The 21,399-nt window shown below is 70.5% G+C and carries 18 protein-coding genes; 3 read left to right on the forward strand and 15 right to left on the reverse strand.

What is annotated here, in order from left to right; genetic code table 11:
- Positions 1 to 8 precede the first annotated feature (8 nt).
- The 11 genes from nuoK to ACGF4C_RS22005 are packed head-to-tail and all read right to left on the reverse strand — an operon-like array spanning position 9 to position 11,098.
- Positions 9 to 308: an NADH-quinone oxidoreductase subunit NuoK gene (nuoK, locus tag ACGF4C_RS21955; RefSeq protein WP_030283548.1), complete on the reverse strand. Its 300-nt coding sequence runs from the start codon at positions 306 to 308 to the stop codon at positions 9 to 11.
- Positions 305 to 1,168: an NADH-quinone oxidoreductase subunit J gene (locus tag ACGF4C_RS21960; RefSeq protein ID WP_393568431.1), complete on the reverse strand. Its 864-nt coding sequence runs from the start codon at positions 1,166 to 1,168 to the stop codon at positions 305 to 307. Before ACGF4C_RS21960 ends, nuoK begins: the two co-directional genes overlap by 4 nt.
- Positions 1,165 to 1,782 carry an NADH-quinone oxidoreductase subunit NuoI gene (gene nuoI / locus ACGF4C_RS21965; protein WP_393568433.1) on the reverse strand — a complete coding sequence of 206 codons (618 nt, stop codon included), beginning with the start codon at positions 1,780 to 1,782 and terminating at the stop codon, positions 1,165 to 1,167. The genes ACGF4C_RS21960 and nuoI overlap by 4 nt, the downstream gene beginning before the upstream one ends.
- The gene (gene nuoH, locus ACGF4C_RS21970) at positions 1,775 to 3,166 is read right to left on the reverse strand and encodes an NADH-quinone oxidoreductase subunit NuoH (protein WP_393568434.1); all 1,392 of its coding nucleotides are present in this window, start codon (positions 3,164 to 3,166) and stop codon (positions 1,775 to 1,777) included. Before nuoH ends, nuoI begins: the two co-directional genes overlap by 8 nt.
- Positions 3,163 to 5,667 (reverse strand): NADH-quinone oxidoreductase subunit G, encoded by a 2,505-nt coding sequence (locus tag ACGF4C_RS21975; RefSeq protein ID WP_393568436.1) that lies wholly within the window; start codon positions 5,665 to 5,667, stop codon positions 3,163 to 3,165. The genes nuoH and ACGF4C_RS21975 overlap by 4 nt, the downstream gene beginning before the upstream one ends.
- Positions 5,664 to 7,046 carry an NADH-quinone oxidoreductase subunit NuoF gene (gene nuoF, locus ACGF4C_RS21980; protein WP_030416197.1) on the reverse strand — a complete coding sequence of 461 codons (1,383 nt, stop codon included), beginning with the start codon at positions 7,044 to 7,046 and terminating at the stop codon, positions 5,664 to 5,666. Before nuoF ends, ACGF4C_RS21975 begins: the two co-directional genes overlap by 4 nt.
- Positions 7,046 to 8,023 carry an NADH-quinone oxidoreductase subunit NuoE gene (gene nuoE, locus ACGF4C_RS21985; protein WP_393568438.1) on the reverse strand — a complete coding sequence of 326 codons (978 nt, stop codon included), beginning with the start codon at positions 8,021 to 8,023 and terminating at the stop codon, positions 7,046 to 7,048. The genes nuoF and nuoE overlap by 1 nt, the downstream gene beginning before the upstream one ends.
- Positions 8,020 to 9,396 (reverse strand): NADH-quinone oxidoreductase subunit D, encoded by a 1,377-nt coding sequence (locus ACGF4C_RS21990; RefSeq protein WP_393568440.1) that lies wholly within the window; start codon positions 9,394 to 9,396, stop codon positions 8,020 to 8,022. Before ACGF4C_RS21990 ends, nuoE begins: the two co-directional genes overlap by 4 nt.
- A complete protein-coding gene (locus tag ACGF4C_RS21995) occupies positions 9,396 to 10,178 on the reverse strand; it encodes an NADH-quinone oxidoreductase subunit C (protein WP_393568441.1) in 783 nt (260 codons plus the stop codon). The genes ACGF4C_RS21990 and ACGF4C_RS21995 overlap by 1 nt, the downstream gene beginning before the upstream one ends.
- A complete protein-coding gene (locus ACGF4C_RS22000; protein ID WP_030416193.1) occupies positions 10,175 to 10,729 on the reverse strand; it encodes an NADH-quinone oxidoreductase subunit B family protein in 555 nt (184 codons plus the stop codon). Before ACGF4C_RS22000 ends, ACGF4C_RS21995 begins: the two co-directional genes overlap by 4 nt.
- Before the next feature lie 9 nt (positions 10,730 to 10,738).
- The gene (locus ACGF4C_RS22005; protein WP_030262580.1) at positions 10,739 to 11,098 is read right to left on the reverse strand and encodes an NADH-quinone oxidoreductase subunit A; all 360 of its coding nucleotides are present in this window, start codon (positions 11,096 to 11,098) and stop codon (positions 10,739 to 10,741) included.
- A gap of 747 nt (positions 11,099 to 11,845) precedes the next feature.
- On the opposite strand from ACGF4C_RS22005, the gene ACGF4C_RS22010 reads away from it, so the two are divergent.
- Both ACGF4C_RS22010 and ACGF4C_RS22015 read left to right on the forward strand, forming a co-directional pair.
- Positions 11,846 to 12,640 carry a C40 family peptidase gene (locus ACGF4C_RS22010; protein WP_393568443.1) on the forward strand — a complete coding sequence of 265 codons (795 nt, stop codon included), beginning with the start codon at positions 11,846 to 11,848 and terminating at the stop codon, positions 12,638 to 12,640.
- 282 nt (positions 12,641 to 12,922) lie between these two features.
- Positions 12,923 to 13,801, forward strand: coding sequence for an ATP nucleotide 3'-pyrophosphokinase (locus ACGF4C_RS22015; RefSeq protein ID WP_393568445.1), 879 nt, complete (start codon positions 12,923 to 12,925; stop codon positions 13,799 to 13,801).
- Between the two features lie 120 nt (positions 13,802 to 13,921).
- Here the strand turns inward: ACGF4C_RS22015 and ACGF4C_RS22020 are convergent, their stop codons facing one another.
- Together ACGF4C_RS22020 and ACGF4C_RS22025 are read right to left on the reverse strand one after the other, a co-directional pair.
- Positions 13,922 to 14,737: an alpha/beta fold hydrolase gene (locus ACGF4C_RS22020; RefSeq protein ID WP_201810528.1), complete on the reverse strand. Its 816-nt coding sequence runs from the start codon at positions 14,735 to 14,737 to the stop codon at positions 13,922 to 13,924.
- A 194-nt stretch (positions 14,738 to 14,931) separates the two neighbouring features.
- Complete coding sequence (locus ACGF4C_RS22025) at positions 14,932 to 16,182, reverse strand: geranylgeranyl reductase family protein (protein WP_030416189.1); 1,251 nt, start codon at positions 16,180 to 16,182, stop codon at positions 14,932 to 14,934.
- A 338-nt stretch (positions 16,183 to 16,520) separates the two neighbouring features.
- Here ACGF4C_RS22025 and ACGF4C_RS22030 point away from each other — a divergent pair, with 338 nt between their 5' ends.
- Positions 16,521 to 17,114: a GNAT family N-acetyltransferase gene (locus ACGF4C_RS22030; RefSeq protein ID WP_393568447.1), complete on the forward strand. Its 594-nt coding sequence runs from the start codon at positions 16,521 to 16,523 to the stop codon at positions 17,112 to 17,114.
- Positions 17,115 to 17,185: 71 nt separating this feature from the next.
- On the opposite strand, the gene ACGF4C_RS22035 is transcribed toward ACGF4C_RS22030, so the two are convergent.
- Both ACGF4C_RS22035 and ACGF4C_RS22040 read right to left on the reverse strand, forming a co-directional pair.
- Positions 17,186 to 19,612: a hypothetical protein gene (locus ACGF4C_RS22035; RefSeq protein WP_393568449.1), complete on the reverse strand. Its 2,427-nt coding sequence runs from the start codon at positions 19,610 to 19,612 to the stop codon at positions 17,186 to 17,188.
- A gap of 754 nt (positions 19,613 to 20,366) precedes the next feature.
- Positions 20,367 to 21,062, reverse strand: a complete 696-nt coding sequence (locus ACGF4C_RS22040; protein WP_393568451.1) for a demethylmenaquinone methyltransferase — start codon at positions 21,060 to 21,062, stop codon at positions 20,367 to 20,369.
- Positions 21,063 to 21,399 lie beyond the last annotated feature (337 nt).

Raw genomic sequence — 21,399 nt, forward strand, 5'->3', positions numbered from 1 at the left:
GCGACCCCTTACAGCTTCATCAGGCTGGCGTCGTCGACCGAGGCCGTATGACGGGTGCGGAAGATCGTCACGATGATCGCCAGGCCGACCACGACCTCGGCCGCGGCGACGACCATCGTGAAGAAGGCGATGATCTGGCCGTCCAGATTCCCGTGCAGCCGGGAGAAGGTGACGAAGGCGAGGTTGCAGGCGTTGAGCATCAGTTCGATGCACATGAACACCACGATGGCGTTCCGCCTGATCAGGACCCCGGCCGCGCCGATGGTGAACAGCAGGGCGGCGAGATAGAGGTAGTAGACCGGGTTCATTTCTTGGCCCCCTCCTTGTGCTCCTTCGGCGACGCGCCACCGGACGGCGGGGCTTCGGGCTGCTCGCCGGAGCCGCGGCCCAGCCAGTCCTCGGAGCGCCGCTCCAGCGCCTTGAGGTCGGCGAGCGACTCGCGGGAGACGTCCCGGATCTGGCCGCGGCCGCGCAGCGTCGGATTGACGGTCAGCTCGGACGGGGTGCCGTCGGGCAGCAGGCCGGGGATGTCCACGGCGTTGTGCCGGGCGTAGACGCCGGGGGCGGGCAGCGGCGGCACCTGCTTGCCCTCGCGGACGCGGGCCTCGGACTGCTCGCGCTGGGTTCTGGCGCGCTCGGTGCGCTCCCGGTGGGTGAGCACCATCGCGCCGACGGCCGCGGTGATCAGCAGGGCGCCGGTGACTTCGAAGGCGAAGACGTACTTGGTGAAGATGAGCGCGGCCAGGCCCTGGACGTTGCCTCCGGCGTTGGCCTCGCCCAGGCCGTTGAACTCCTTGAGGGAGGCGTTGCCGATGCCGGCGATCAGCAGGATGCCGAAGCCGAGGCCCAGTCCGGCGGCGAGCCAGCGCTGGCCCTTGAGCGTCTCCTTGAGGGAGTCCGCGGCGGTGACACCGACCAGCATGACGACGAACAGGAACAGCATCATGATCGCGCCGGTGTAGACGACGATCTGCACGACGCCGAGGAAGTACGCGCCGTTGGCGAGGTAGAAGACCGCCAGGACGATCATGGTGCCGGCGAGCGAGAGGGCGCTGTGCACGGCCCGCTTCATCAGGATCGTGCAGAGGGCGCCGACGACGGCGACGGTGCCCAGGAGCCAGAACTGCACGGCCTCGCCGGTGGAGGCCGCGGCGGCGAGGGAGGTCATCGCTCGGTCACCTCCCGCGCGGCGGGCTCCTGCGGGCCGGTCGTGGCCGCGGCCTCCTGGGGCTGCTCGCCCTTGGAGCGGGCCACTTGACGGACCGTCCCCGGGGCGGCCTCGGTCACCAGGCCGTTGTAGTAGTCCTTCTCCGTCATGCCGGGGTGGATGGCATGCGGCGTGTCGACCATCGTGTCCTCCAGGCCGGCGAGCAGCTCCTCCTTGGTGTAGATGAGCGAGGCGCGGGACCGGTCGGCGAGTTCGTACTCATTGGTCATGGTCAGTGCGCGGGTGGGGCAGGCCTCCACGCACAGGCCGCACAGGATGCAGCGCAGGTAGTTGATCTGGTAGACGCGGCCGTAGCGCTCGCCGGGGGAGTAGCGCTCCTCGTCGGTGTTGTCCGCGCCCTCGACGTAGATCGCGTCGGCCGGGCAGGCCCAGGCGCACAGCTCGCAGCCGACGCACTTCTCCAGCCCGTCGGGGTGGCGGTTGAGCTGATGGCGGCCGTGGAAGCGCGGCGCCGTCGGCTTCTTCTCCTCCGGGTACTGCTCGGTCAGCCGCTTCTTGAACATGGCCTTGAAGGTCACGCCGAAGCCGGCCACGGGGTTCTGGAACTCAGGCACCGTCGCCCCCCTTTCCGTCGGTTGCGTTTTCGTCACTGACAGTGTCCACCCGACCACTGACAATCAACTCGCGGTCTCCCCGGCGCGGGCGCCGGCGCGGCACCGGCGGCAGGCTCTGTCCGGGCAGCGGCGGCACCGGGAACCCGCCGGCCATCGGGTCGAACGCGCCCTCGCCGTCCGGCTCCTCCTCCTTCTCACCGCGCCGGAAGAAGTCAACGAGCAGCGAGACCAGCAGCAGCGCGACCGCGCCGCCGGCGACGTAGAGCACGATCTGGGAGAAGTCGTAGCCCTCGTTCTTCAGCGCCCGGACGGTGGCGACGAGCATCAGCCAGACCAGCGAGATCGGGATGAGGACCTTCCAGCCCAGCTTCATCAGCTGGTCGTAGCGCACCCGGGGGAGTGTGCCGCGCAGCCAGATGAAGAAGAACAGCAGCAGCTGCACCTTGATCGTGAACCACAGCATCGGCCACCAGCCGTGGTTGGCGCCCTCCCAGAACGCCGAGATCGGGTACGGGGCCCGCCAGCCGCCGAGGAACAGGGTGGTCGCGACAGCCGAGACCGTCACCATGTTCACGTACTCGGCGAGCATGAACATCGCGAACTTGATGGACGAGTACTCGGTGTTGAAGCCGCCGACGAGGTCGCCCTCGGACTCCGGCATGTCGAACGGCGCCCGGTTGGTCTCCCCCACCATCGTCGCGATGTAGATGAGGAACGACACCGGCAGCAGCAGGATGTACCACCTGTTCGCCTGCGCCTCCACGATGGTGGAGGTCGACATCGACCCGGAGTACAGGAAGACCGAGGCGAACGCGGCGCCCATCGCGATCTCGTACGAGATCATCTGCGCGCACGAGCGGAGACCGCCGAGCAGCGGGTACGTCGAGCCGGAGGACCAGCCCGCCAGCACGATGCCGTAGATGCCGATCGACGCGGTGGCCAGGATGTAGAGGATGCCGATGGGCAGGTCGGTCAGCTGCATCGTGGTGCGCTGGCCGAAGATGGAGACCTCGTTGTCGGCCGGGCCGAACGGGATCACCGCGATCGCCATGAACGCCGGGATGGCCGCCACGATCGGCGCGAGGACGTAGACGACCTTGTCGGCCCGCCGGACGACCAGGTCCTCCTTCAGCATCAGCTTGATGCCGTCGGCGAGCGACTGGAGCATGCCCCAGGGCCCGTGCCGGTTGGGGCCGATGCGCAACTGCATCCAGGCGACGACCTTGCGCTCCCACACGATGGAGAACAGCACCGTCAGCATCAGGAACGCGAAGCAGAAGACCGCCTTGACGACGACCAGCCACCACGGGTCGCGGCCGAACATCGACAGGTCCTCCTGGGCCAGCGCGGTCTGCGCGGCGGCCAGTTGACCGAGCTGCATCATGCGTCCACCTCCTTGGCCGGCTCCGGCGTGCCCGGGGCGGCGGAGATCCTCACCAGTTCGCCGGGGCGCGCACCGGTGTCGGCGGCGACGCCCCCGCCCGTGGAGTTGAGCGGCAGCCACACCACCCGGTCGGGCATCGGCGTGACCGCGAGCGGCAGCCGCACCGAGCCGGCCGGCCCGCTGACCGCCAGCAGATCGCCGTCCTTGACGCCGGTCTCGGCGGCGGTGGCCTCCGACATCCGGGCGACGGCGGCGTGCCGGGTGCCGGCCAGCGCCTCGTCGCCTTCCTGGAGGACGCCCTGGTCCAGCAGCAGCCGGTGCCCGGCGAGCACCGCCTCGCCGGTGCCGGGCCGGGGCAGCGGCCGCCCGCTCTCCAGCGGGTCGCCCGCGTACGGGCCGTCCCAGCTGCCGAGCCGGGTCACCTCGCGGCGTACGGAGGCGACGTCCGGCAGCGCCAGGTGGACGTCGAGGGCGTCGGCGAGCATGTGCAGCACCCGGGAGTCCGGCAGCAGATGGCGGCGGGTCATCTGGTCGGGCTTGAGCGCGGCGTCGAACAGCCGGGCCCGGCCCTCCCAGTTGAGGAACGTTCCGGCCTTCTCCACCACGGCCGCCACCGGGAGGACCACATCGGCCCGCTCGGTGACGGCGGAGGGCCGCAGCTCCAGGCTGACCAGGAAACCGACCTCGTCCAGGGCGGTCAGTGCCCGGGCCGGGTCCGGCAGGTCGGCGACCTCGACGCCGGCCACCAGCAGCGCGCTCAGCTCACCGGTCGCCGCGGCCTCGATGATCTGGCCGGTGTCCCGGCCGTGCCGGTGCGGCAGCGCGGCCACGCCCCAGGCGGCGGCGACCTCGTCGCGGGCCCGCGGGTCGGTGGCCGGCCGGCCGCCGGGCAGCAGCCCGGGCAGCGCGCCCGCCTCCACGGCGCCGCGTTCGCCCGCCCGCCGCGGGATCCACACCAGCTGCGCGCCGGTCGCGGCGGCGGCGCGCGCCGCGGCGGTCAGCGCGCCCGGCACCGCCGCCAGCCGCTCACCGACGACGATCACCGTGCCGTCCGCGCGCAGCGCCTCGGCCGCGGCCTGCCCCTCGCCCCCCAGACCGACGCCGCCGGCCAGCGCGTCCAGCCATTCCGTTTCGGTGCCGGGCGCGGCCGGCAGCAGCGTCCCGCCGGCCTTGATCAGCCCGCGGGAGGCATAGGCGGCGAGCCCGAAGGTGCGCTGCCCGTACTTGCGGTGGGCCTTGCGCAGCCGCAGGAAGACGCCGGGCGCCTCCTCCTCCGCCTCGATGCCCGCCAGCAGCACGGCCGGCGCCTTCTCCAGGGCGGTGTACGTGACTCCGCCGCCCCCGAGGTCACGGCCGCGGCCGGCGACCCGGGCGGCCAGGAAGTCCGCCTCCTCGGCGCTGTGCACCCGTGCCCGGAAGTCGATGTCGTTGGTGTGCAGCGCGATCCGGGCGAACTTGGCGTACGCGTAGGCGTCCTCGACGGTGAGCCGGCCGCCGGTCAGCACACCGGTACGGCCCTTGGCCGCGGCCAGCCCGCGGGCCGCGGTGTCCAGGGCCACCGGCCAGCTCGCCGGCTCCAGTTCCCCGGACTCCGCATTGCGCACCAACGGATGCTCCAGCCGGTCACGCTGCTGCGCGTACCGGAAGGCGAAACGCCCCTTGTCGCAGATCCACTCCTCGTTGACCTCCGGGTCGTTGGCGGCGAGCCGCCGCATGACCTTGCCGCGCCGGTGGTCGGTGCGCGTCGCGCAGCCGCCCGCGCAGTGCTCGCACACCGACGGCGACGACACCAGGTCGAAGGGGCGGGAGCGGAAGCGGTAGGCGGCCGAGGTGAGCGCGCCGACCGGGCAGATCTGGATGGTGTTGCCCGAGAAGTACGACTGGAAGGGGTCGCCCTCCCCCGTGCCGACCTGCTGGAGCGCGCCGCGCTCGACCAGCTCGATCATCGGGTCGCCGGCGATCTGGTTGCTGAAGCGGGTGCACCGCGCACACAGCACGCAGCGTTCGCGGTCCAGCAGCACCTGGGTGGAGATCGGCACCGGCTTGGCGAACGTGCGCTTCTTGCCCTCGAAGCGCGAGTCCGGGTCGCCGACCTGCATCGCCTGGTTCTGCAGCGGGCACTCGCCGCCCTTGTCGCAGACCGGGCAGTCCAGCGGGTGGTTGATCAGCAGCAGCTCCATCACGCCGCGCTGCGCCTTCTCGGCCACCGGGGACGTCAGCTGCGACTTGACGACCATGCCGTCGGTGCAGGTGATCGTGCAGGACGCCATCGGCTTGCGCTGGCCCTCGACCTCGACGATGCACTGCCGGCAGGCGCCCGCGGGGTCCAGCAGCGGGTGGTCGCAGAAGCGCGGGATCTCGATGCCGAGGAGTTCGGCGGCGCGGATGACCAGCGTCCCCTTGGGGACGGAGATCTCGATGCCGTCGATCGTCAGGGTGACGAGGTCCTCCGGGGGGACGGCTGCGGAGCCGTTGCTCGACCCCGTTGTGGTGACGGTCATGCATTCACCCCCAGGTGAGCGTCGTTGTCGGCCCACAGGGTCGACTTGGCGGGGTCGAACGGGCAGCCCCGGCCGGTGATGTGCTGCTCGTACTCCTCGCGGAAGTACTTGAGCGAGGAGAAGATGGGCGAGGCGGCACCGTCGCCGAGCGCGCAGAACGACTTGCCGTTGATGTTGTCGGCGATGTCGGCGATCTTGTCGAGGTCGGCCGTCCGGGCCCTGCCCGCCTCGATGTCGCGCAGCAACTGCACCAGCCAGTACGTCCCTTCACGGCACGGTGTGCACTTGCCGCAGGACTCGTGCGCGTAGAACTCGGTCCAGCGGGTGACCGCCCGCACGACACAGGTGGTCTCGTCGAAGCACTGCAGCGCCTTGGTGCCGAGCATCGAGCCGGCCGCGCCGACGCCCTCGTAGTCGAGGGGCACGTCGAGGTGCTCGTCGGTGAACATCGGCGTGGAGGAGCCGCCGGGCGTCCAGAACTTCAGCCGGTGGCCGCGGCGCATCCCGCCGCTCATGTCGAGCAGCTGGCGCAGGGTGATGCCCAACGGGGCTTCGTACTGGCCCGGGTTGGCGACGTGGCCGCTGAGCGAGTAGAGCGTGAAGCCCGGGGACTTCTCACTGCCCATCGACCTGAACCAGTCTTTTCCCTTGGTGAGGATCGCGGGAACCGACGCGATGGATTCGACGTTGTTCACGACAGTGGGGCAGGCGTAGAGGCCGGCCACCGCCGGGAAGGGAGGACGCAGCCGGGGCTGTCCGCGACGGCCCTCCAGGGAATCCAGCAGCGCGGTTTCCTCACCGCAGATGTACGCGCCGGCGCCCGCGTGCACGATCACGTCAAGGTCGAGCCCCGACCCCAGGATGTTCTTTCCGAGGAAGCCCGCCGCGTAGGCCTCGCGCACGGCTTCGTGCAGCCGGCGCAGTACGGGGACGACCTCGCCGCGCAGATAGATGAAGGCGTGGTGCGCACGGATCGCGTGACAGGCGATCACGATCCCTTCGATGAGGGCATGCGGGTTCGCGAAGAGGAGGGGGATGTCCTTGCAGGTCCCCGGCTCCGATTCGTCGGCGTTGACAACGAGATAGTGCGGTTTGCCGTCGCCCTGCGGAATGAACTGCCATTTCATTCCGGTGGGGAAGCCCGCGCCGCCGCGGCCGCGCAGACCGGAGTCCTTGACGTAGGCGATGACGTCGTCGGGGGACATCGCGAGCGCCTTGCGCAGGCCCTCGTAGCCCTCGTGCCGGCGGTAGGTTTCCAGCGTCCAGGACTCGGGCTGGTCCCAGAAGGCGGACAGTACGGGCACGAGGAGCTTCTCGGGGCTGGCCTCTCCCCCGGCCGGTGGCCGGGAGGAGCCCCCGTATTCAGCTGCCACGGTCATCACTCCCCCTCCTTAGCGGTGGGCCCGGCCGTATCGTCACTGCGGGGCGGAGCCCCTCCGTCCGGGGCGGTGGTGGGAGACGGGTGGGCCGTGTCGGAGGCCGAGGTTTCCTGCGGGGCGTCGTGGGAGCTGGGGTGTCCCGCGGGCGCCTGTTCGCCGGGGTGGCCGCCGGGGGGTTCGCCGGCGGTGCCCTCCTCGGGGCGGCCGCCCTCGCCGGCACGGGGCGAGACGACGTGATCGGCGCCGGCGCCGCGGCCGGGCGCGGCCTCCCCCTTGGCCAGGCGGAGCCCGATCAGCGAGGCGGGCCCGGCGCTCCCGGTGGCGGCGGTGGCGCCCGGCCGCTCGTCGGGGAACCCGGCGAGGATCCGGGCGGTCTCCTTGAAGGTGCACAGCGGCGCGCCGCGGGTGGGCGCGACGGGCCGGCCGGCCCGCAGGTCGTCGACGAGCTGCCGGGCGGACTCCGGTGTCTGGTTGTCGAAGAACTCCCAGTTGACCATCACGACGGGCGCGAAGTCGCAGGCGGCGTTGCACTCGATGTGTTCGAGGGTGACGGCACCGTCCTCGGTGGTCTGGCCGTTGGCGACGCCGAGGTGCTCCTGCAGCTCCTCGAAGATGGCGTCGCCGCCCATCACCGCGCACAGCGTGTTGGTGCAGACCCCGACCTGGTAGTCGCCGCCGGCCTTGCGCCGGTACATGGAGTAGAAGGTCGAGACGGCGGTGACCTCGGCGGTGGTCAGGTCCAGCAGTTCGGCGCAGAAGCGGATGCCGGTGCGGGTGACGTGCCCGTCCTCGGCCTGGACGAGGTGCAGCAGCGGCAGCAGCGCCGAGCGCGGGCCGGGGTAGCGGGCGATCACCTCCTTGGCGTCCGCCTCCAGCCGGGCCCGGACGTCGGCCGGGTAGTCGGGGGCGGGGAGCGCGGGCATCCCCAGACTGGTGGGGCTTGCGGGGGCTCCCTGCGGAGAAGACGCAGTGGTCACCGGTCGACGCCTCCCATCACGGGGTCGATGGACGCGACGGCGACGATGACGTCGGCGACCTGGCCGCCTTCGCACATCGCCGCCATGGCCTGCAGGTTGGTGAAGGACGGGTCGCGGAAGTGCACCCGGTAGGGGCGGGTGCCGCCGTCGCTGACCGCGTGCACGCCCAGTTCGCCCTTGGGTGACTCGACGGCCGCGTAGGCCTGTCCGGGCGGGACCCGGAAGCCCTCGGTCACGAGCTTGAAGTGGTGGATCAGGGCCTCCATCGAGGTGCCCATGATCTTCTTGATGTGGTCGAGGGAGTTGCCGAGGCCGTCCGGGCCGAGCGCCAGCTGGGCGGGCCAGGCGATCTTCTTGTCGGCGACCATCACCGGCCCGGGTTCGAGCCGGTCCAGGCACTGCTCGATGATCCGCAGCGACTGCCGCATCTCCTCCAGCCGCACCAGGAACCGCCCGTAGGCGTCGCAGGTGTCGGCGGTCGGGATGTCGAACTCGTAGTCCTCGTAACCGCAGTACGGCTGTGTCTTGCGCAGGTCGTGCGGCAGGCCGGCGGAGCGCACGATCGGCCCGGTGGCGCCGGTGGCCATGCAGCCGGCCAGGTCGAGGTAGCCGATGCCTTCCATGCGGCCCTTGAAGACCGGGTTGCCGGTGGCGAGCTTGTCGTACTCGGGGAGGTTCTTGCGCATCTTCTTGACGAAGGCGCGCACCTGGTCGACGGCGCCCGGGGGCAGGTCCTGGGCCAGGCCGCCGGGCCGGATGTAGGCGTGGTTCATCCGCAGGCCGGTGATCAGCTCGTAGATGTCGAGGATCAGCTCGCGGTCCCGGAAGCCGTAGATCATGATCGTGGTGGCGCCCAGCTCCATGCCGCCGGTGGCGATGCACACCAGGTGGGAGGAGAGCCGGTTGAGTTCCATCAGCATCACGCGGACGACCGAGGCCCGGTCGGGGATGTCGTCGGTGATGCCGAGCAGCTTCTCCACGGCCAGGCAGTAGGCCGTCTCGTTGAAGAAGGGGGTGAGGTAATCCATCCTCGTGACGAAGGTGGTGCCCTGCGTCCAGGTCCGGTATTCGAGGTTCTTCTCGATGCCGGTGTGCAGATAGCCGATGCCGCAGCGGGCCTCGGTGACGGTCTCCCCGTCGATCTCCAGGATCAGCCGGAGCACGCCGTGCGTGGACGGGTGCTGCGGCCCCATGTTGACGATGATCCGCTCGTCGTCGGACCTCGCCGCGGACGCCGCGATCTCGTCCCAGTCGCCGCCGGTGACGTTGTAGACGGTGCCCTCGGTGGTCTCCCGGGCGAGCGACTCGGTGGTGTCGAAGTCGCTGGAGGTGCGGTGGCCGTTCGGGGAGTGGGAGTGCGGTGCAGTAGTCATCAGCTGTACGACCTCCGCTGGTCGGGAGCCGGGATCTGGGCGCCCTTGTACTCGACGGGAATGCCGCCGAGCGGGTAGTCCTTGCGCTGCGGGAAGCCCTGCCAGTCGTCCGGCATCATGATCCGGGTCAGCGCGGGATGGCCGTCGAAGACCAGGCCGAAGAAGTCGTAGGTCTCGCGCTCGTGCCAGTCGTTGGTCGGGTAGACCGCGACGAGCGAGGGGATGTGCGGGTCCGCGTCCGGCGCGGAGACCTCCAGCCGGATCAGCCGGTTGTGGGTGATCGAGCGCAGGTGGTAGACGGCGTGCAGCTCGCGGCCCTTGTCGCCGGGGAAGTGGACGCCGCTGACGCCGGTACACAGCTCGAAGCGGAGCGCCGGGTCGTCGCGCAGGGTCCGGGCGACCGTCGGCAGGTACTCCCGCTCGATGTGGAAGGTCAGCTCGCCGCGGTCGACGACGGTCTTGTCGATGACGTTCTCGGGGACCAGGCCCTGTTCGTCGAGGGCGCCTTCGAGTTCGTCGGCGATCTCGTCGAAGTCCCCGTACGCTCCCGGGGCGCCGGGCCCGCCGTACGGCCGGGAGGTCGCGCCGGGCAGCCGCACGGTCCGGACCAGGCCGCCGTAGCCGCTGGTGTCGCCGCCGTTGTCGGCGCCGAACATCCCGCGGCGGGTGGCGATCACCTCGCCGGTGTCGTCGCGCTGCGCCGGGACGGCTTCGTCGTTGGCGTTGTTGGCGTTGTTGCCGTTCGGCTCGTCCGGACGCTCGGGGTTCTTCTGCTCACTCACCGCAGCAGCCCCTTCATCTCGATCAGCGGGAGCGCCTTGAGCGCCGCTTCCTCGGCCTCGCGGGCGGCCTGCTGCTGGTTGACCCCGAGCTTGGTGTGCTGGATCTTGTCGTGCAGCTTGAGGATCGCGTCCATCAGCATTTCGGGGCGCGGCGGGCAGCCCGGGAGATAGATGTCGACGGGCACGATGTGGTCGACGCCCTGCACGATCGCGTAGTTGTTGAACATGCCGCCCGACGAGGCGCAAACCCCCATGGAGATCACCCACTTCGGGTTCGGCATCTGGTCGTAGACCTGCCGCAGCACGGGGGCCATCTTCTGGCTGACCCGGCCGGCCACGATCATCAGGTCCGCCTGCCGCGGGGAGCCGCGGAAGACCTCCATGCCGAAGCGGGCCAGGTCGTAGCGCCCGGCGCCGGTCGTCATCATCTCGATGGCGCAGCAGGCCAGCCCGAAGGTCGCCGGGAAGACCGATGACTTGCGCACCCAGCCCGCGGCCTGTTCGACGGTGGTCAGCAGGAAGCCGCTGGGCAGCTTCTCTTCAAGTCCCATGGGTGGCCCCTAGTCCCATTCCAGGCCGCCGCGACGCCATACGTAGGCGTAGGCGACGAAGACGGTGAGCGCGAAGAGGAGCATCTCGACGAGCCCGAACAGTCCCAGGGCGTCGAAGGTGACGGCCCAGGGATAGAGGAAGACGATCTCGATGTCGAAGACGATGAAGAGCATCGCCGTCAGGTAGTACTTGATCGGGAAACGACCGCCACCGGACGGTTGTGGCGTCGGCTCGATCCCGCATTCGTACGCCTCGAGCTTGGCCCGGTTGTAGCGCCTGGGCCCGACGAGCGTGGCCATGACGACGGAGAAGATCGCAAAGCCTGCCCCGAGGGCTCCTAGTACGAGGATGGGCGCGTAAGCGTTCACCGTCCTCGCTCCCTTCAGTCGACGATGACTGGATGGCGGTCCGCCCGGGCCCGCTCGCCGCCCCTCGGAGATCGTGCACATGTGAGGCAGTTCACAAGCCCGAACCGCCTGCATCTTATGCCTGCTGGTCTGTGATCTGCGACACGGGGGTGAACAACGCCTTTGTGATCTTCACCACCCGGCGAAGGATCATGAAGCCGGATGAGCGGTGATCTTCATACGTGAAGCACGCGAGTGATCACCAGAGGTGACATTCACACGGGTTACCGCTGGTCAGCGCGGATTGGCCAATATCAAGTGGTGCCCGCCCAGGGCAAATTGGCGAGAGGTCGCCTCAACTGATATAGGCGGTCCGCCTCGTGGTCGTGACCCGCTCGTGACCCCGCCGTGATCGCCGGCACGTGCCCGCGTTCACGAACTCCGGCCACCGTCGGGTCACGGGGACATAACGGGCCGGATCACGGGAACATAACGGACACTCAAGAGTGACCTATCCCACGCTATTTCGTGCACTAAGTCCTTGACGCCTGGGAAGCCTTGGCGTGGCGCGTGGGGAAGTGGTAAGCCCCCTCGGAGCCCCTACGGACCCTCAAATGCCGTGCGTAGGAACATGATCGCGAAATTCGGACATCCCGCCGGCGGAGCCGTCGGCGGCAAAAAGTCCCTTTTATTCATCGCGTACGCGTCAAGTGTGGCGCACTGCACTCTTGTTGGCAGCAACCAGCGCCTCCTGATAGCCGTTGGGCCATGTCCCCGAACGCACTCATACCCAGCCACCGGAAGCCCCGCCGCCCTTCCGCGTCCTCCCGGGCGCTGCGCGCGGGTGTGACCGGTGGCTTCCTCACCCTCGCGGTGACCGGCGCGACCGTGCCGGCCAACGCCGCGGAAAAGCCCGTCTCCGAGACCCAGGAGATGCCGACGATCACGACGGCGCTGGCAACCAGCGCCGCCCAGAGCGCCGACACCGCCGAGCAGGTCGCGTTCAACTACGAGCGCCAGGCGCTCCAGGACAGTGCCCTCTCCCACGCCGCCAAGGCAGCGGAGAAGCACAAGGCCGAGGCCGTGAAGAAGGCCAAGGCCGAGGCGAAGAAGAAGGCCGAGGAGGCCCGCAAGGCCAAGGAGGCCGCCCAGGCCCGGGCCTCGCGCTCCGCCGAGCGGACCACCCTGTCGGCGACGTCCCACGCCACCGGCTCCACCGCCACCCTCGTCTCCTTCCTCAAGGCCCAGCTGGGCAAGGCGTACGTCATGGGCGCCAGCGGCCCCTCCTCGTACGACTGCTCCGGCCTCACCCAGGCCGCCTTCAGCCAGATCGGCATCGACCTGCCGCGCGTGTCCCAGGACCAGTCGACGCAGGGCACCCAGGTCGGCCTCGACAACCTCCAGGTCGGCGACATCCTCTACTGGGGCAGCGCCGGCAGCGCCTACCACGTCGCCGTCTACGTCGGTGACGGCAAGTTCATCGGCGCCCAGAACCCCAGCACCGGCATCGTCGAGCGCCCGCTCAGCTACGACATGCCGACCGGCGCGGTGCGCGTCCTGTAGGACCCCCGTCGGGCCATCGGCTCCAGTGGCACCAGCACGTACCTGGACCGCACGAGGACCGTACGTGGACCGTGCGATGACCGTACGAAGACCGCCTCTCCTTCGGGAGGGGCGGTCTTTTGCGTGGCAAGGGGCGGGTCTTTTGCGTGGCACCGGAGGGTGGTTGTCCGGAATTCGGGTTGGTCGTCCGTATCGCGCGTCACCGAGGGGCGGTGCGCGCCGTTGCACCTCTCGCCATGTCCGTACCCCGCACCGGGCACGAGAGAGGGATCCCGCGCACCGATGACCACGCGCCCGACCACCCGCACGATCACCCGCCCACCCCTCCGGACGCCCCACCCGCGTACCGCCCGCCACCCGGGCCACCCCGGCCACCGCCTCGCCGGCCGGGCCGTCACGGCCGCCGCCCTCGCCACCGCCCTCGGCCTGGGCGCCGTCCCCGCCACGGCCGCCGCCAGGGCGGACCACGGCGGCGGCTGGCACCAGGACGGCCTGTCGCTGAACGCCGCCGACAACAAAAAGGTGGACGCCTTCGTGGCCCGCGCCCGCCGCGCCGAGCGCTCCATCAGCCCCCAGGTCCGCGCCGCCGCCAAGATCAGCCACGCCGAACTCGTCGGGTTCGACCACCGGCTGAAGTCCCCGGACTCGCTCAAGCGGAAGGTCGCCACCGCGATGCGGCAGACCCCGGGACGGACCGTCGACGCGTCGCTGGGCACGATCAACGACGCGGTCCGGTTCACGCTCCAGTGGCCGGACGCGAAATACAGCCAGGGCGTCACCACCGCCTCCGCGCTGTTGTCCGCCTGGGGCAACGACTCCACCCGCTGGTCCAACACCTGGGACCGCACCGACGGCTACAAGGCGATCAACTCCGCCTGGCGCGCCCCCCGCTCCCACCAGCTCTTCGAGGTCCAGTTCCACACCCCGCAGAGCAAGGCCGCCCAACTGGAGACGCACAAGCTCTACGAGGAGCAGCGGCTGCCCGGCACCCCGCCCGAGAAGGTCCGCGAGCTCCAGCAGAAGCAGAACGCGATCTTCGCGGCGGTGCCGGTCCCGCCCGGCGCGGAACGGCTGACCGCCCCGTCCCGCCGGCTCTCCCCCGACCCGGCCCGCCGGCTGCCGGACCCGAACCCGAGTCTGGATCCGGTGAACTCACATTAGGGCCTGCCCTATGGGGATCAATCCGGGCACAGTGCATTGATCGACGTACGCGAGCAGGCCGGGGCACGGGCCCCGGCCTGCTCGCGTACGCGTACCCCCCGCGTCACCCCTGTGCCTTCCTCACCCCTTCACAAAGGCCAGCACATCCGCGTTGAGCTGCTCGTGGTGGCTGGCGTAGATGCCGTGCCCGGCCGTCGGGTACTCCTCGTAGACCGCGCCGGGGATCAACCGGGCGGTCCGCCGGCCGGTGAGCTCCACCGGGGCGGAGGCGTCGGCCGCACCGTGGATGACGAGCACCGGGACGTCGATCTCCGGCAGCGTGGCCCGCTGATCGTTGAACAGCGACTCCCGCTGCGCCTGGAGCGTCGCCCACGGCGAGGCCGACAGACACTGCGCCAGGGTGTGCTCCACCAGCGCCGGGGAAACCTCGTTGCCCAGGTGGGTGGCGAAGAACGCCTGCGCCTGACGGGTCAGCCACTTGGGCCGGTCCGCCCGCAGCTGCGCCATCGTCGCCGCCACCGCCGCCTCCGGCACACCGTCCGGGTTGTCCTCGGTACCGGCCAGGAACGGCAGCATCGCCGCGATCAGCACCGCCCGGCTGACCCGCTCCGAGCCGTGCCGCGCCAGATAGCGCGCGATCTCCGCGCCGCCCAGCGAGTGCCCGATGAGGGTGACGTTCCGCAGGTCGAGGTGGTCGAGCAGCGCGGCCAGATCGTCAGCGGTGGAATCGATGTCGTACCCGCCGGAGGGCCGGTCCGAACGGCCGTGACCACGCCGGTCGAACGCCACACAGCGGAAGCCGTTCTCCGCGAAGAACGGGAGCTGGTACTCCCACATCTCGGTGTTCAGCATCGAGCTCGCCACGAACACCAGCGTCTCGCCGGTGCCGTACTCCTCGTACCACAGCTGCGTACCGTCGTGCGTCTCGAAGAACATGCCGTTTCCTCCCCGCTGCGGACGGCCCCTGCCGCCCGGTGTCCTTGACGCACACAAGCTTCGCGGCAGGCCCCCGGCGGCTCAATTACCCATGAGGTCATGTGACAGGGCGGCCGGAAGCTTTTCCGGCCGCCCTGTCACCGGAAGCTGTTCCGGCCGCCCGCTCAGAGGTCGTGGACGCTCTGCGCTTCCCGCTACGCCTTCGGCGCCACCTTGCTCAGCCCGTTGATGATCCGGTCCATCGCGTCGCCGCCCGTGGGGTCGGTGAGGTTGGCCAGCATCTTGAGCGTGAAGCGCATCAGCAGCGGATGGGTCAGCCCGCGCTGGGCCGCGATCTGCATGACCTTCGGGTTGCCGATGAGCTTCACGAAGGCCCGGCCGAGCGAGTAGTAGCCGCCGTAGGTGTCCTTGAGGATCTTCGGGTACCGGTGCAGCGCCAGCTCCCGCTGCGCGTACGTGGCACGCGCCTGCGCCTGCACGATCACCTCCGCCGCGATCGCCCCCGACTCCATGGCGTACGCGATGCCCTCACCGTTGAACGGATTGACCAGGCCGCCCGCGTCACCGACCAGCAGCAGGCCCTTGGTGTAGTGCGGCTGGCGGTTGAAGGCCATCGGCAGCGCCGCGCCGCGGATCGGGCCGGTCATGTTCTCCGGCGTGTAGCCCCACTCCTCCGGCATCGACGCGCACCACGCCTTGAGGATCTCCCGCCAGTCCAGCTCCCGGAACGACGCGGAGGTGTTCAGCACCCCCAGCCCGACGTTGCTCGTCCCGTCGCCCATCCCGAAGATCCAGCCGTACCCCGGCAGCAGCCGGTCCTGCGCCCCGCGCCGGTCCCACAGCTCCAGCCAGGACTCCAGGTAGTCGTCGTCGTGCCGCGGCGACGTGAAGTACGTACGGACCGCGACGCCCATCGGACGGTCCTCGCGCCGGTGCAGGCCCATCGCCAGCGAGAGCCGGGTGGAATTGCCGTCGGCCGCGACCACGAGCGGGGCGTGGAAGGTGACCGGGGTCTTCTCCTCACCGAGCTTGGCGTGCACACCGGTGATGTGGCCGGTCAGTTCGTTCACGATCGGCGCGCCCACGTTGCAGCGCTCGTACAGCCGCGCGCCGGCCTTCTGCGCCTGCCGCGCCAGCTGCTCGTCGAAATCGTCGCGCTTGCGGACGAGCCCGTAGTCGGGGAAGGAGGCGAGTTCCGGCCAGTCCAGCTGGAGCCGGGAGCCGCCACCGATGATCCGCAGCCCCTTGTTGCGCAGCCAGCCCGCTTCCTCCGAGATGTCGATGCCCATCGCCACCAGCTGCTTGGTCGCGCGCGGCGTCAGCCCGTCACCGCAGACCTTCTCCCGCGGGAACGCGGTCTTCTCCAGCAGCAGTACGTCCAGACCGGACTTGGCGAGGTGATACGCGGTGGCCGAACCTGCCGGGCCGGCACCGACGACGATCACATCCGCGGTGTTCTCCGAGAGGACGGTGGCCTCCGGGGCGGCAGCGTTCTCCGGGACAGCATTGTTCTCCGGGACGGCAGTGGTCACGGAATCGGACGCGGACTCGGAATCGGTCGCGGGCCCGGACGCGGACTCGGACTCGGGCGCGGGCTCGGACGCGGACTCGGTCACGGCGGTGTCTCCCGGAAGTCGATATCTGGATATCTGGGTGCCGACCGGCACCGGGCATGTGCAGTCTATGGGGGCCCCGGTGATCAACACCTGAAGGGTTGTCGCATGAAGCCGAAGGATCGTGCCGTGAAGCCGAAGGTTGTGCAGTGAAGCCGAAGGGTTGTGCCATGACGTCCCAGATCCCGCCGACCACGCCCCCTCCCCCGTCGACCACCTCACGGAACCCGTCGGCCGTGCCTGGGTTGCCGCGCCCGGACCGACCGCTGCCCGCCGTCGAACTCCGCGTGCCCACCGACGAGGACGCGCTGCACTGGCACCGGGTCTTCAACGATCCGGAGGTCATGGAATTCCACGGCGGCGCCCCCGCCGAACTCTCCTTCTACGAAGAACTCACCGCCCGCCAGCGCCGCCACCACGCCGAACTCGGCTTCTGCCTCTACACGTTGCTCGACCCGGCCGACGGCGCCGTCATGGGCTTCACCGGCGCCCAGCCCTGGCCCAGGGACTGGGGCCCGGTGGGCGAGATCGAGATCGGCTGGCGCCTCGGCCGCGCGTACTGGGGCAAGGGCTACGCCACCACCGCGGCCACCACCGCCCTGGAAACCGTACGCACAGCGGGCGTACGCCACGTCGTCGCCATGATCGACGCCCGCAACACCCGCTCGATCGCGGTCACCCGCCGCCTGGGCATGCACCACGCCGAAACCCTGCTCAGGCCGGTGAGCGAGCGCACGACGCACTGTTACCGACTGGAGGTGTGAGGGGGCGGGGGCAGGGTGGGCGGGCCCTGCCCCCGCCCACCACCTCCTCCACCGCCAGTCGACGTCCACCGCTAGTCCACGTCCACGTCGCTGACGGACCACGTGCCGAGCGCCGTGCTGAAGACCTTGTCGTTCTCGGGGTCGTACAGCACGTCCAGGCACTCGTAGTAGACGCTGTACTCGGTCCCGTCCTCGGCCACGTACGCCTGGTCGATGGCGTGCACGGTGTTCCCGGTGTCGTTGACGTACGTGAACTCCCAGCGTGCGCCCGGGCGGTGGGCGAAGGTGTTCTTCTTCAGCTCCACCCGCTGGTAGTTCGTCCGCTTCTTGGCGCCCTTCTCCAGATTCACGAAGTTCCCGTACGACGAGGAGGGGGCGTGCGCGATGACCCCGATACGCAGGTACTGCTTGCCGACCGGGGCCGTGTAGTCGACCTGGGTACCCTTCACCGAACGCGTCCAGTCGCTCTTCACGGCGAGCGAGAACCCGTACGGGTCGTACTTCTGGACGAACCCGTCGGGGAGGCCGGCGGTCGGGCCCGGGGTGGGGCCTCCCGCGGGGTCACCGGTGGCTGTGGGGGCGGGGGACGGCGACGGGGACGTCGAGTCCGACGCCCCACCGGCCTTGCCGGCAGTGTCCGACTCGGGGCCGCCGGCGTCCTTCTGGTCGCTGCCGTCCTTCTGGTCGCTGCCGTCCTTCTGCTTTCCGGCGTCCTGATGGTTGCCGGCGTCCCGATCAGCCAGGAAATACAGCGCTCCCGCGGTCGCACCCCCACCAACCAGGAACGCGGCCAACGCCAGCCCCACCCACTTCACGCCCCGGGACCGCGGCCGCGCCTGGGCTGGGGCATCGGTGGATGAGCCATCAGATGGCGGGGCGTTGGTGGGCGGGGCATTGGTCGGCGAGGCGTTGGTGGCTGGGGCGTCGGTCGGTGGGGCGTCGGCCGGCGCTGCAGCGGAGGGGGCAGTGGTCGGCGGGGCAGGGGGCGAGGCGGGAGTGCCGCCCGGCGCCGGGGCCGGGGCGGGAGCATCACCCGCTGCCGGGGCCGGGGCCGGAGTCGGGACCGGAGTAGTCGGGGCCGGAGTCGGGACCGGAGTCGGGGCCAGGGCGGGAGCATCACCCGCTGCTGGAGCCGGAACGAACGCCGCAGCCGCAGCCGCAGCCTCCGCCCTGCCCCCCGTCATCCTCCGCAGATACGGAACGACCACCACCGCCCCGAACACCCACAACAGCGCGAACAGCAGCGTCTCCGCACCGCCCACGCCGATCTCGCCATGAGCGCCCAGGGCACCACCGCCGCCGTACCCCCCGCCGTAACCGCCGTACCCCTCGCCATAGCCACCGCCATAGCCATCGCCGTAGCCGTAGCCACCGCCCGCCCGGAACGCCGCGCTCGCGCTCGCCCCCGCGACCAGCACCAGCGCCATCAGAGAAGCCACGAAGAAGCCTGCGGCCAGCAGCTGTTCACGACGGTCGGCGCCGCGCCGTACGACCAGAAAACCGACCAGCAGCGCACAGGCCAGCCCGCCGACGATGACCCCGAACAGCACCCAGCCGCCGCCCTGGTCCGCCAACTCGCCGTAGCCGATCGACTGACGGCCGGAGGAGTCGAGGAACGGGATGTCGGGAAGGGTCCACTCCGCGTTCAGCGGCGCGCCCCAGGCCACCGCGAGGGCCAGCGCACCGATGTTGGGCAGCAACACCAACATCGCCACTACAGCGCCGCCACTGATGTCCTGCTTCGCCGTGGCGAGCAGCGTCACGACGGTGACGATCCCGGCCAGGGTGGCCACGATCAGCAGCGCGAGCAGCGCGGTACGCAGCGCGCCGACGGCCAGTTGCCACGCGGGCCGGGCGGCGAGCCACGCCCCCGCCTCAGCCCGGGCCGTCGCCACCCCGGCAACGACGGCCGCCAGCAGGAACGACCACAGCAGCGAGAGGAACGGCGCCGACGACAACTCCACACCGTCGTACGAAGGCTGTGCCAGCAACCCCAGCACAAAACTCCCCGCACCACACAGCACCGCAACCCGCAGCACCGCTTCCACCACACCAGCCACACCGACCGCACCAGCCACACCGACGGGACCGGCCACACCAGCCCCCGGGGCCCCTGCGGAACTGCCCAGGGACGCGGAAACCCTGGCGGCACCACTGACCGACCGCAACAGAACCCGCCGAGCGGCGAACACCAACACCCCGGCCCAGGCCGCCGTCACCACCAGCGGCACCAGCGACAGCGTCGCCTCACCCGCGAGCCGACCACCGAACGGCCCGAACGATTCGGACATGTTCCCCGATATCGTGAAGCCGCCGCCCACGCCCTGCAGCAGCAACGCCAGCGCGATCCGCATCCGTACGCCCCACCCGGGCTCACCCGAGTGCGCATCCTGCCCATCGTCCGCCAAGAACGTCGCCGCCACACCGGCAAGCACCAGCAACAACAACGTCGGCCACACGGCAACCTTCACCGCCGCCAGCCAGTCCCCCTTGGCCACCCGAACCAGCAGCCCCCCAGGGCCCGAGGCGGCAGGGGATCCCCCCTGCCCGGGCGGCACCCCAGGGACAGGCGGCACAGAAGGAACCGGTGGCACGCCAGAGGACACAGACGGGGCAGCAAAGGGCACAGGCGGCACACCAGGCACAGCCGGCACGGAAACACCATCCGCCCCCGCCCCAGGCGATGGCGACGCGGACGGCAACAGGGATGGCGACGGGGACGGCGAGGGCGATGTCGACGCCGACGCCGACGGGGACGGTGATGTCGACGCCGACGGCGATGACGGGGAGGACGACGCGGCGGCACCCTGCCTCTCCCGCCCACAGCCCATACAAAAACGGGCCTCCGGCGGCGAGGCGGAACCACAATCCGGACAGAACGACGACAAGACGGACTCCGGGGAAGGTCAAGGAAACATCGCCCGCGCCTACCGCGAGCGACCGTAACCTACAGACACCACCCCGCCACCCCCGGTTCCCCCGTCACACCCGAGGCACAACGCCGTCCAGGCCCGCCACGCCACCTGAGGCGTGACCCCCCGCCGACGCCGCCCCGAAGGCCCCCTCAGACCAACCCACCCAGGCCAGCAGGCCAATACGCCCAGGCCGACGCGACACTCACCCCAACTCAACACCCAAGCCGTCTCGACGCCCACACCCACTCGACGCCCAGGCCAGCTCGACGCCCAGGCCGACTCAACGCCAGGCCAGCTCGACGCCCAGGCCCGCTCGGCCCCTAGACCGACTCGACGCCTACGCCGGCTTGGTGCCCCGGTGCATCGCCACGATCCCGCCGGTCAGGTTCCGCCACGCCACCTTCGCCCACCCAGCACCCTGCAGCCGCGCGGCGAGCTCGGGCTGGTTGGGCCAGGTACGGATGGACTCGGCCAGGTAGACGTACGCGTCCGGGTTGCTGCTGACCGCCCGCGCAACCGGCGGCAGCGCCCGCATCAGGTACTCGGTGTACACGGTCCGGAAAGGCGCCCAGGTCGGCTCGCTGAACTCGCAGATGACGACCCGCCCACCGGGCTTGGTGACCCGGTACAGCTCCGCCAGCGCCGCGTCGGTGTCCTGGATGTTGCGCAGGCCGAAGGAGATGGTGACCGCGTCGAACACCCCGTCCGCGAACGGCAGCCGAGTGCCGTCCCCCGCGGTGAACGGCAACCACGGGTGCCGCTTCTTGCCCTCGGTCAGCATGCCCACGGAGAAGTCACACGGCACGACGAACGCACCGGTCCGGGCGAACGGCAGCGAGGACGTGCCGGTCCCGGCCGCGAGGTCGAGCACCCGCTCGGCCGGCCGCGCGGCGACCGCGCGTTCCACTTCCTTGCGCCACAGCCGCGCCTGCCCCAGGGAGAGCACGTCGTTGGTGAGGTCGTACCGCGCCGCCACGTCGTCGAACATCGCGGCGACTTCGTGCGGCTGCTTGTCCAGGGATGCTCGGGTCACCCGGCCATTCTCCACCGTGCCCCGCCCACACCCCGCCCGGGGCACGCCCTTGGCCCCGGGAGGCCCCACCCATCGGCCGCCCCTCCCCAGCCCCTAGCCGGGTGGTGGAGTTTTCCGGCGCCGGGGCGTGGGTTCTGCGGCGCCGGGGGGAGTTCTTCGGCTGAGCCCTCGGCGCCCCCTCCAGCCGCTGAAGCTCCTTGGGGCCGCGGCGCCTCGTCCAGCCGTGGGTCCCTTGTTGGCTGCCGCTTCGCTTGGGTCACCGTCCCCGAGGTTCCGCGAGGTTCCGCGAGGTTCCGCGAGGTTCCGCGAGGTTCCGCGAGGTTCCGCGAGGTTCCGC

The sequence above is a fragment of the Streptomyces sp. NPDC048197 genome (assembly GCF_043202395.1).
Classification (GTDB): domain Bacteria; phylum Actinomycetota; class Actinomycetes; order Streptomycetales; family Streptomycetaceae; genus Streptomyces; species Streptomyces siderophoricus.

Bases quoted from the DNA above. Each gene is read 5' to 3' on its own strand.
- nuoK (WP_030283548.1), bottom strand. From the start codon at position 308: ATGAACCCGGTCTACTACCTCTATCTCGCCGCCCTGCTGTTCACCATC.
- ACGF4C_RS21960 (WP_393568431.1), bottom strand. From the start codon at position 1,168: ATGACCTCCCTCGCCGCCGCGGCCTCCACCGGCGAGGCCGTGCAGTTC.
- nuoH (WP_393568434.1), bottom strand. From the start codon at position 3,166: ATGATGCAGCTCGGTCAACTGGCCGCCGCGCAGACCGCGCTGGCCCAG.
- ACGF4C_RS21975 (WP_393568436.1), bottom strand. From the start codon at position 5,667: ATGACCGTCACCACAACGGGGTCGAGCAACGGCTCCGCAGCCGTCCCC.
- nuoF (WP_030416197.1), bottom strand. From the start codon at position 7,046: ATGACCGTGGCAGCTGAATACGGGGGCTCCTCCCGGCCACCGGCCGGG.
- ACGF4C_RS21990 (WP_393568440.1), bottom strand. From the start codon at position 9,396: ATGACTACTGCACCGCACTCCCACTCCCCGAACGGCCACCGCACCTCC.
- ACGF4C_RS22000 (WP_030416193.1), bottom strand. From the start codon at position 10,729: ATGGGACTTGAAGAGAAGCTGCCCAGCGGCTTCCTGCTGACCACCGTC.
- ACGF4C_RS22010 (WP_393568443.1), top strand. From the start codon at position 11,846: ATGTCCCCGAACGCACTCATACCCAGCCACCGGAAGCCCCGCCGCCCT.
- ACGF4C_RS22015 (WP_393568445.1), top strand. From the start codon at position 12,923: ATGACCACGCGCCCGACCACCCGCACGATCACCCGCCCACCCCTCCGG.
- ACGF4C_RS22020 (WP_201810528.1), bottom strand. From the start codon at position 14,737: ATGTTCTTCGAGACGCACGACGGTACGCAGCTGTGGTACGAGGAGTAC.
- ACGF4C_RS22030 (WP_393568447.1), top strand. From the start codon at position 16,521: ATGACGTCCCAGATCCCGCCGACCACGCCCCCTCCCCCGTCGACCACC.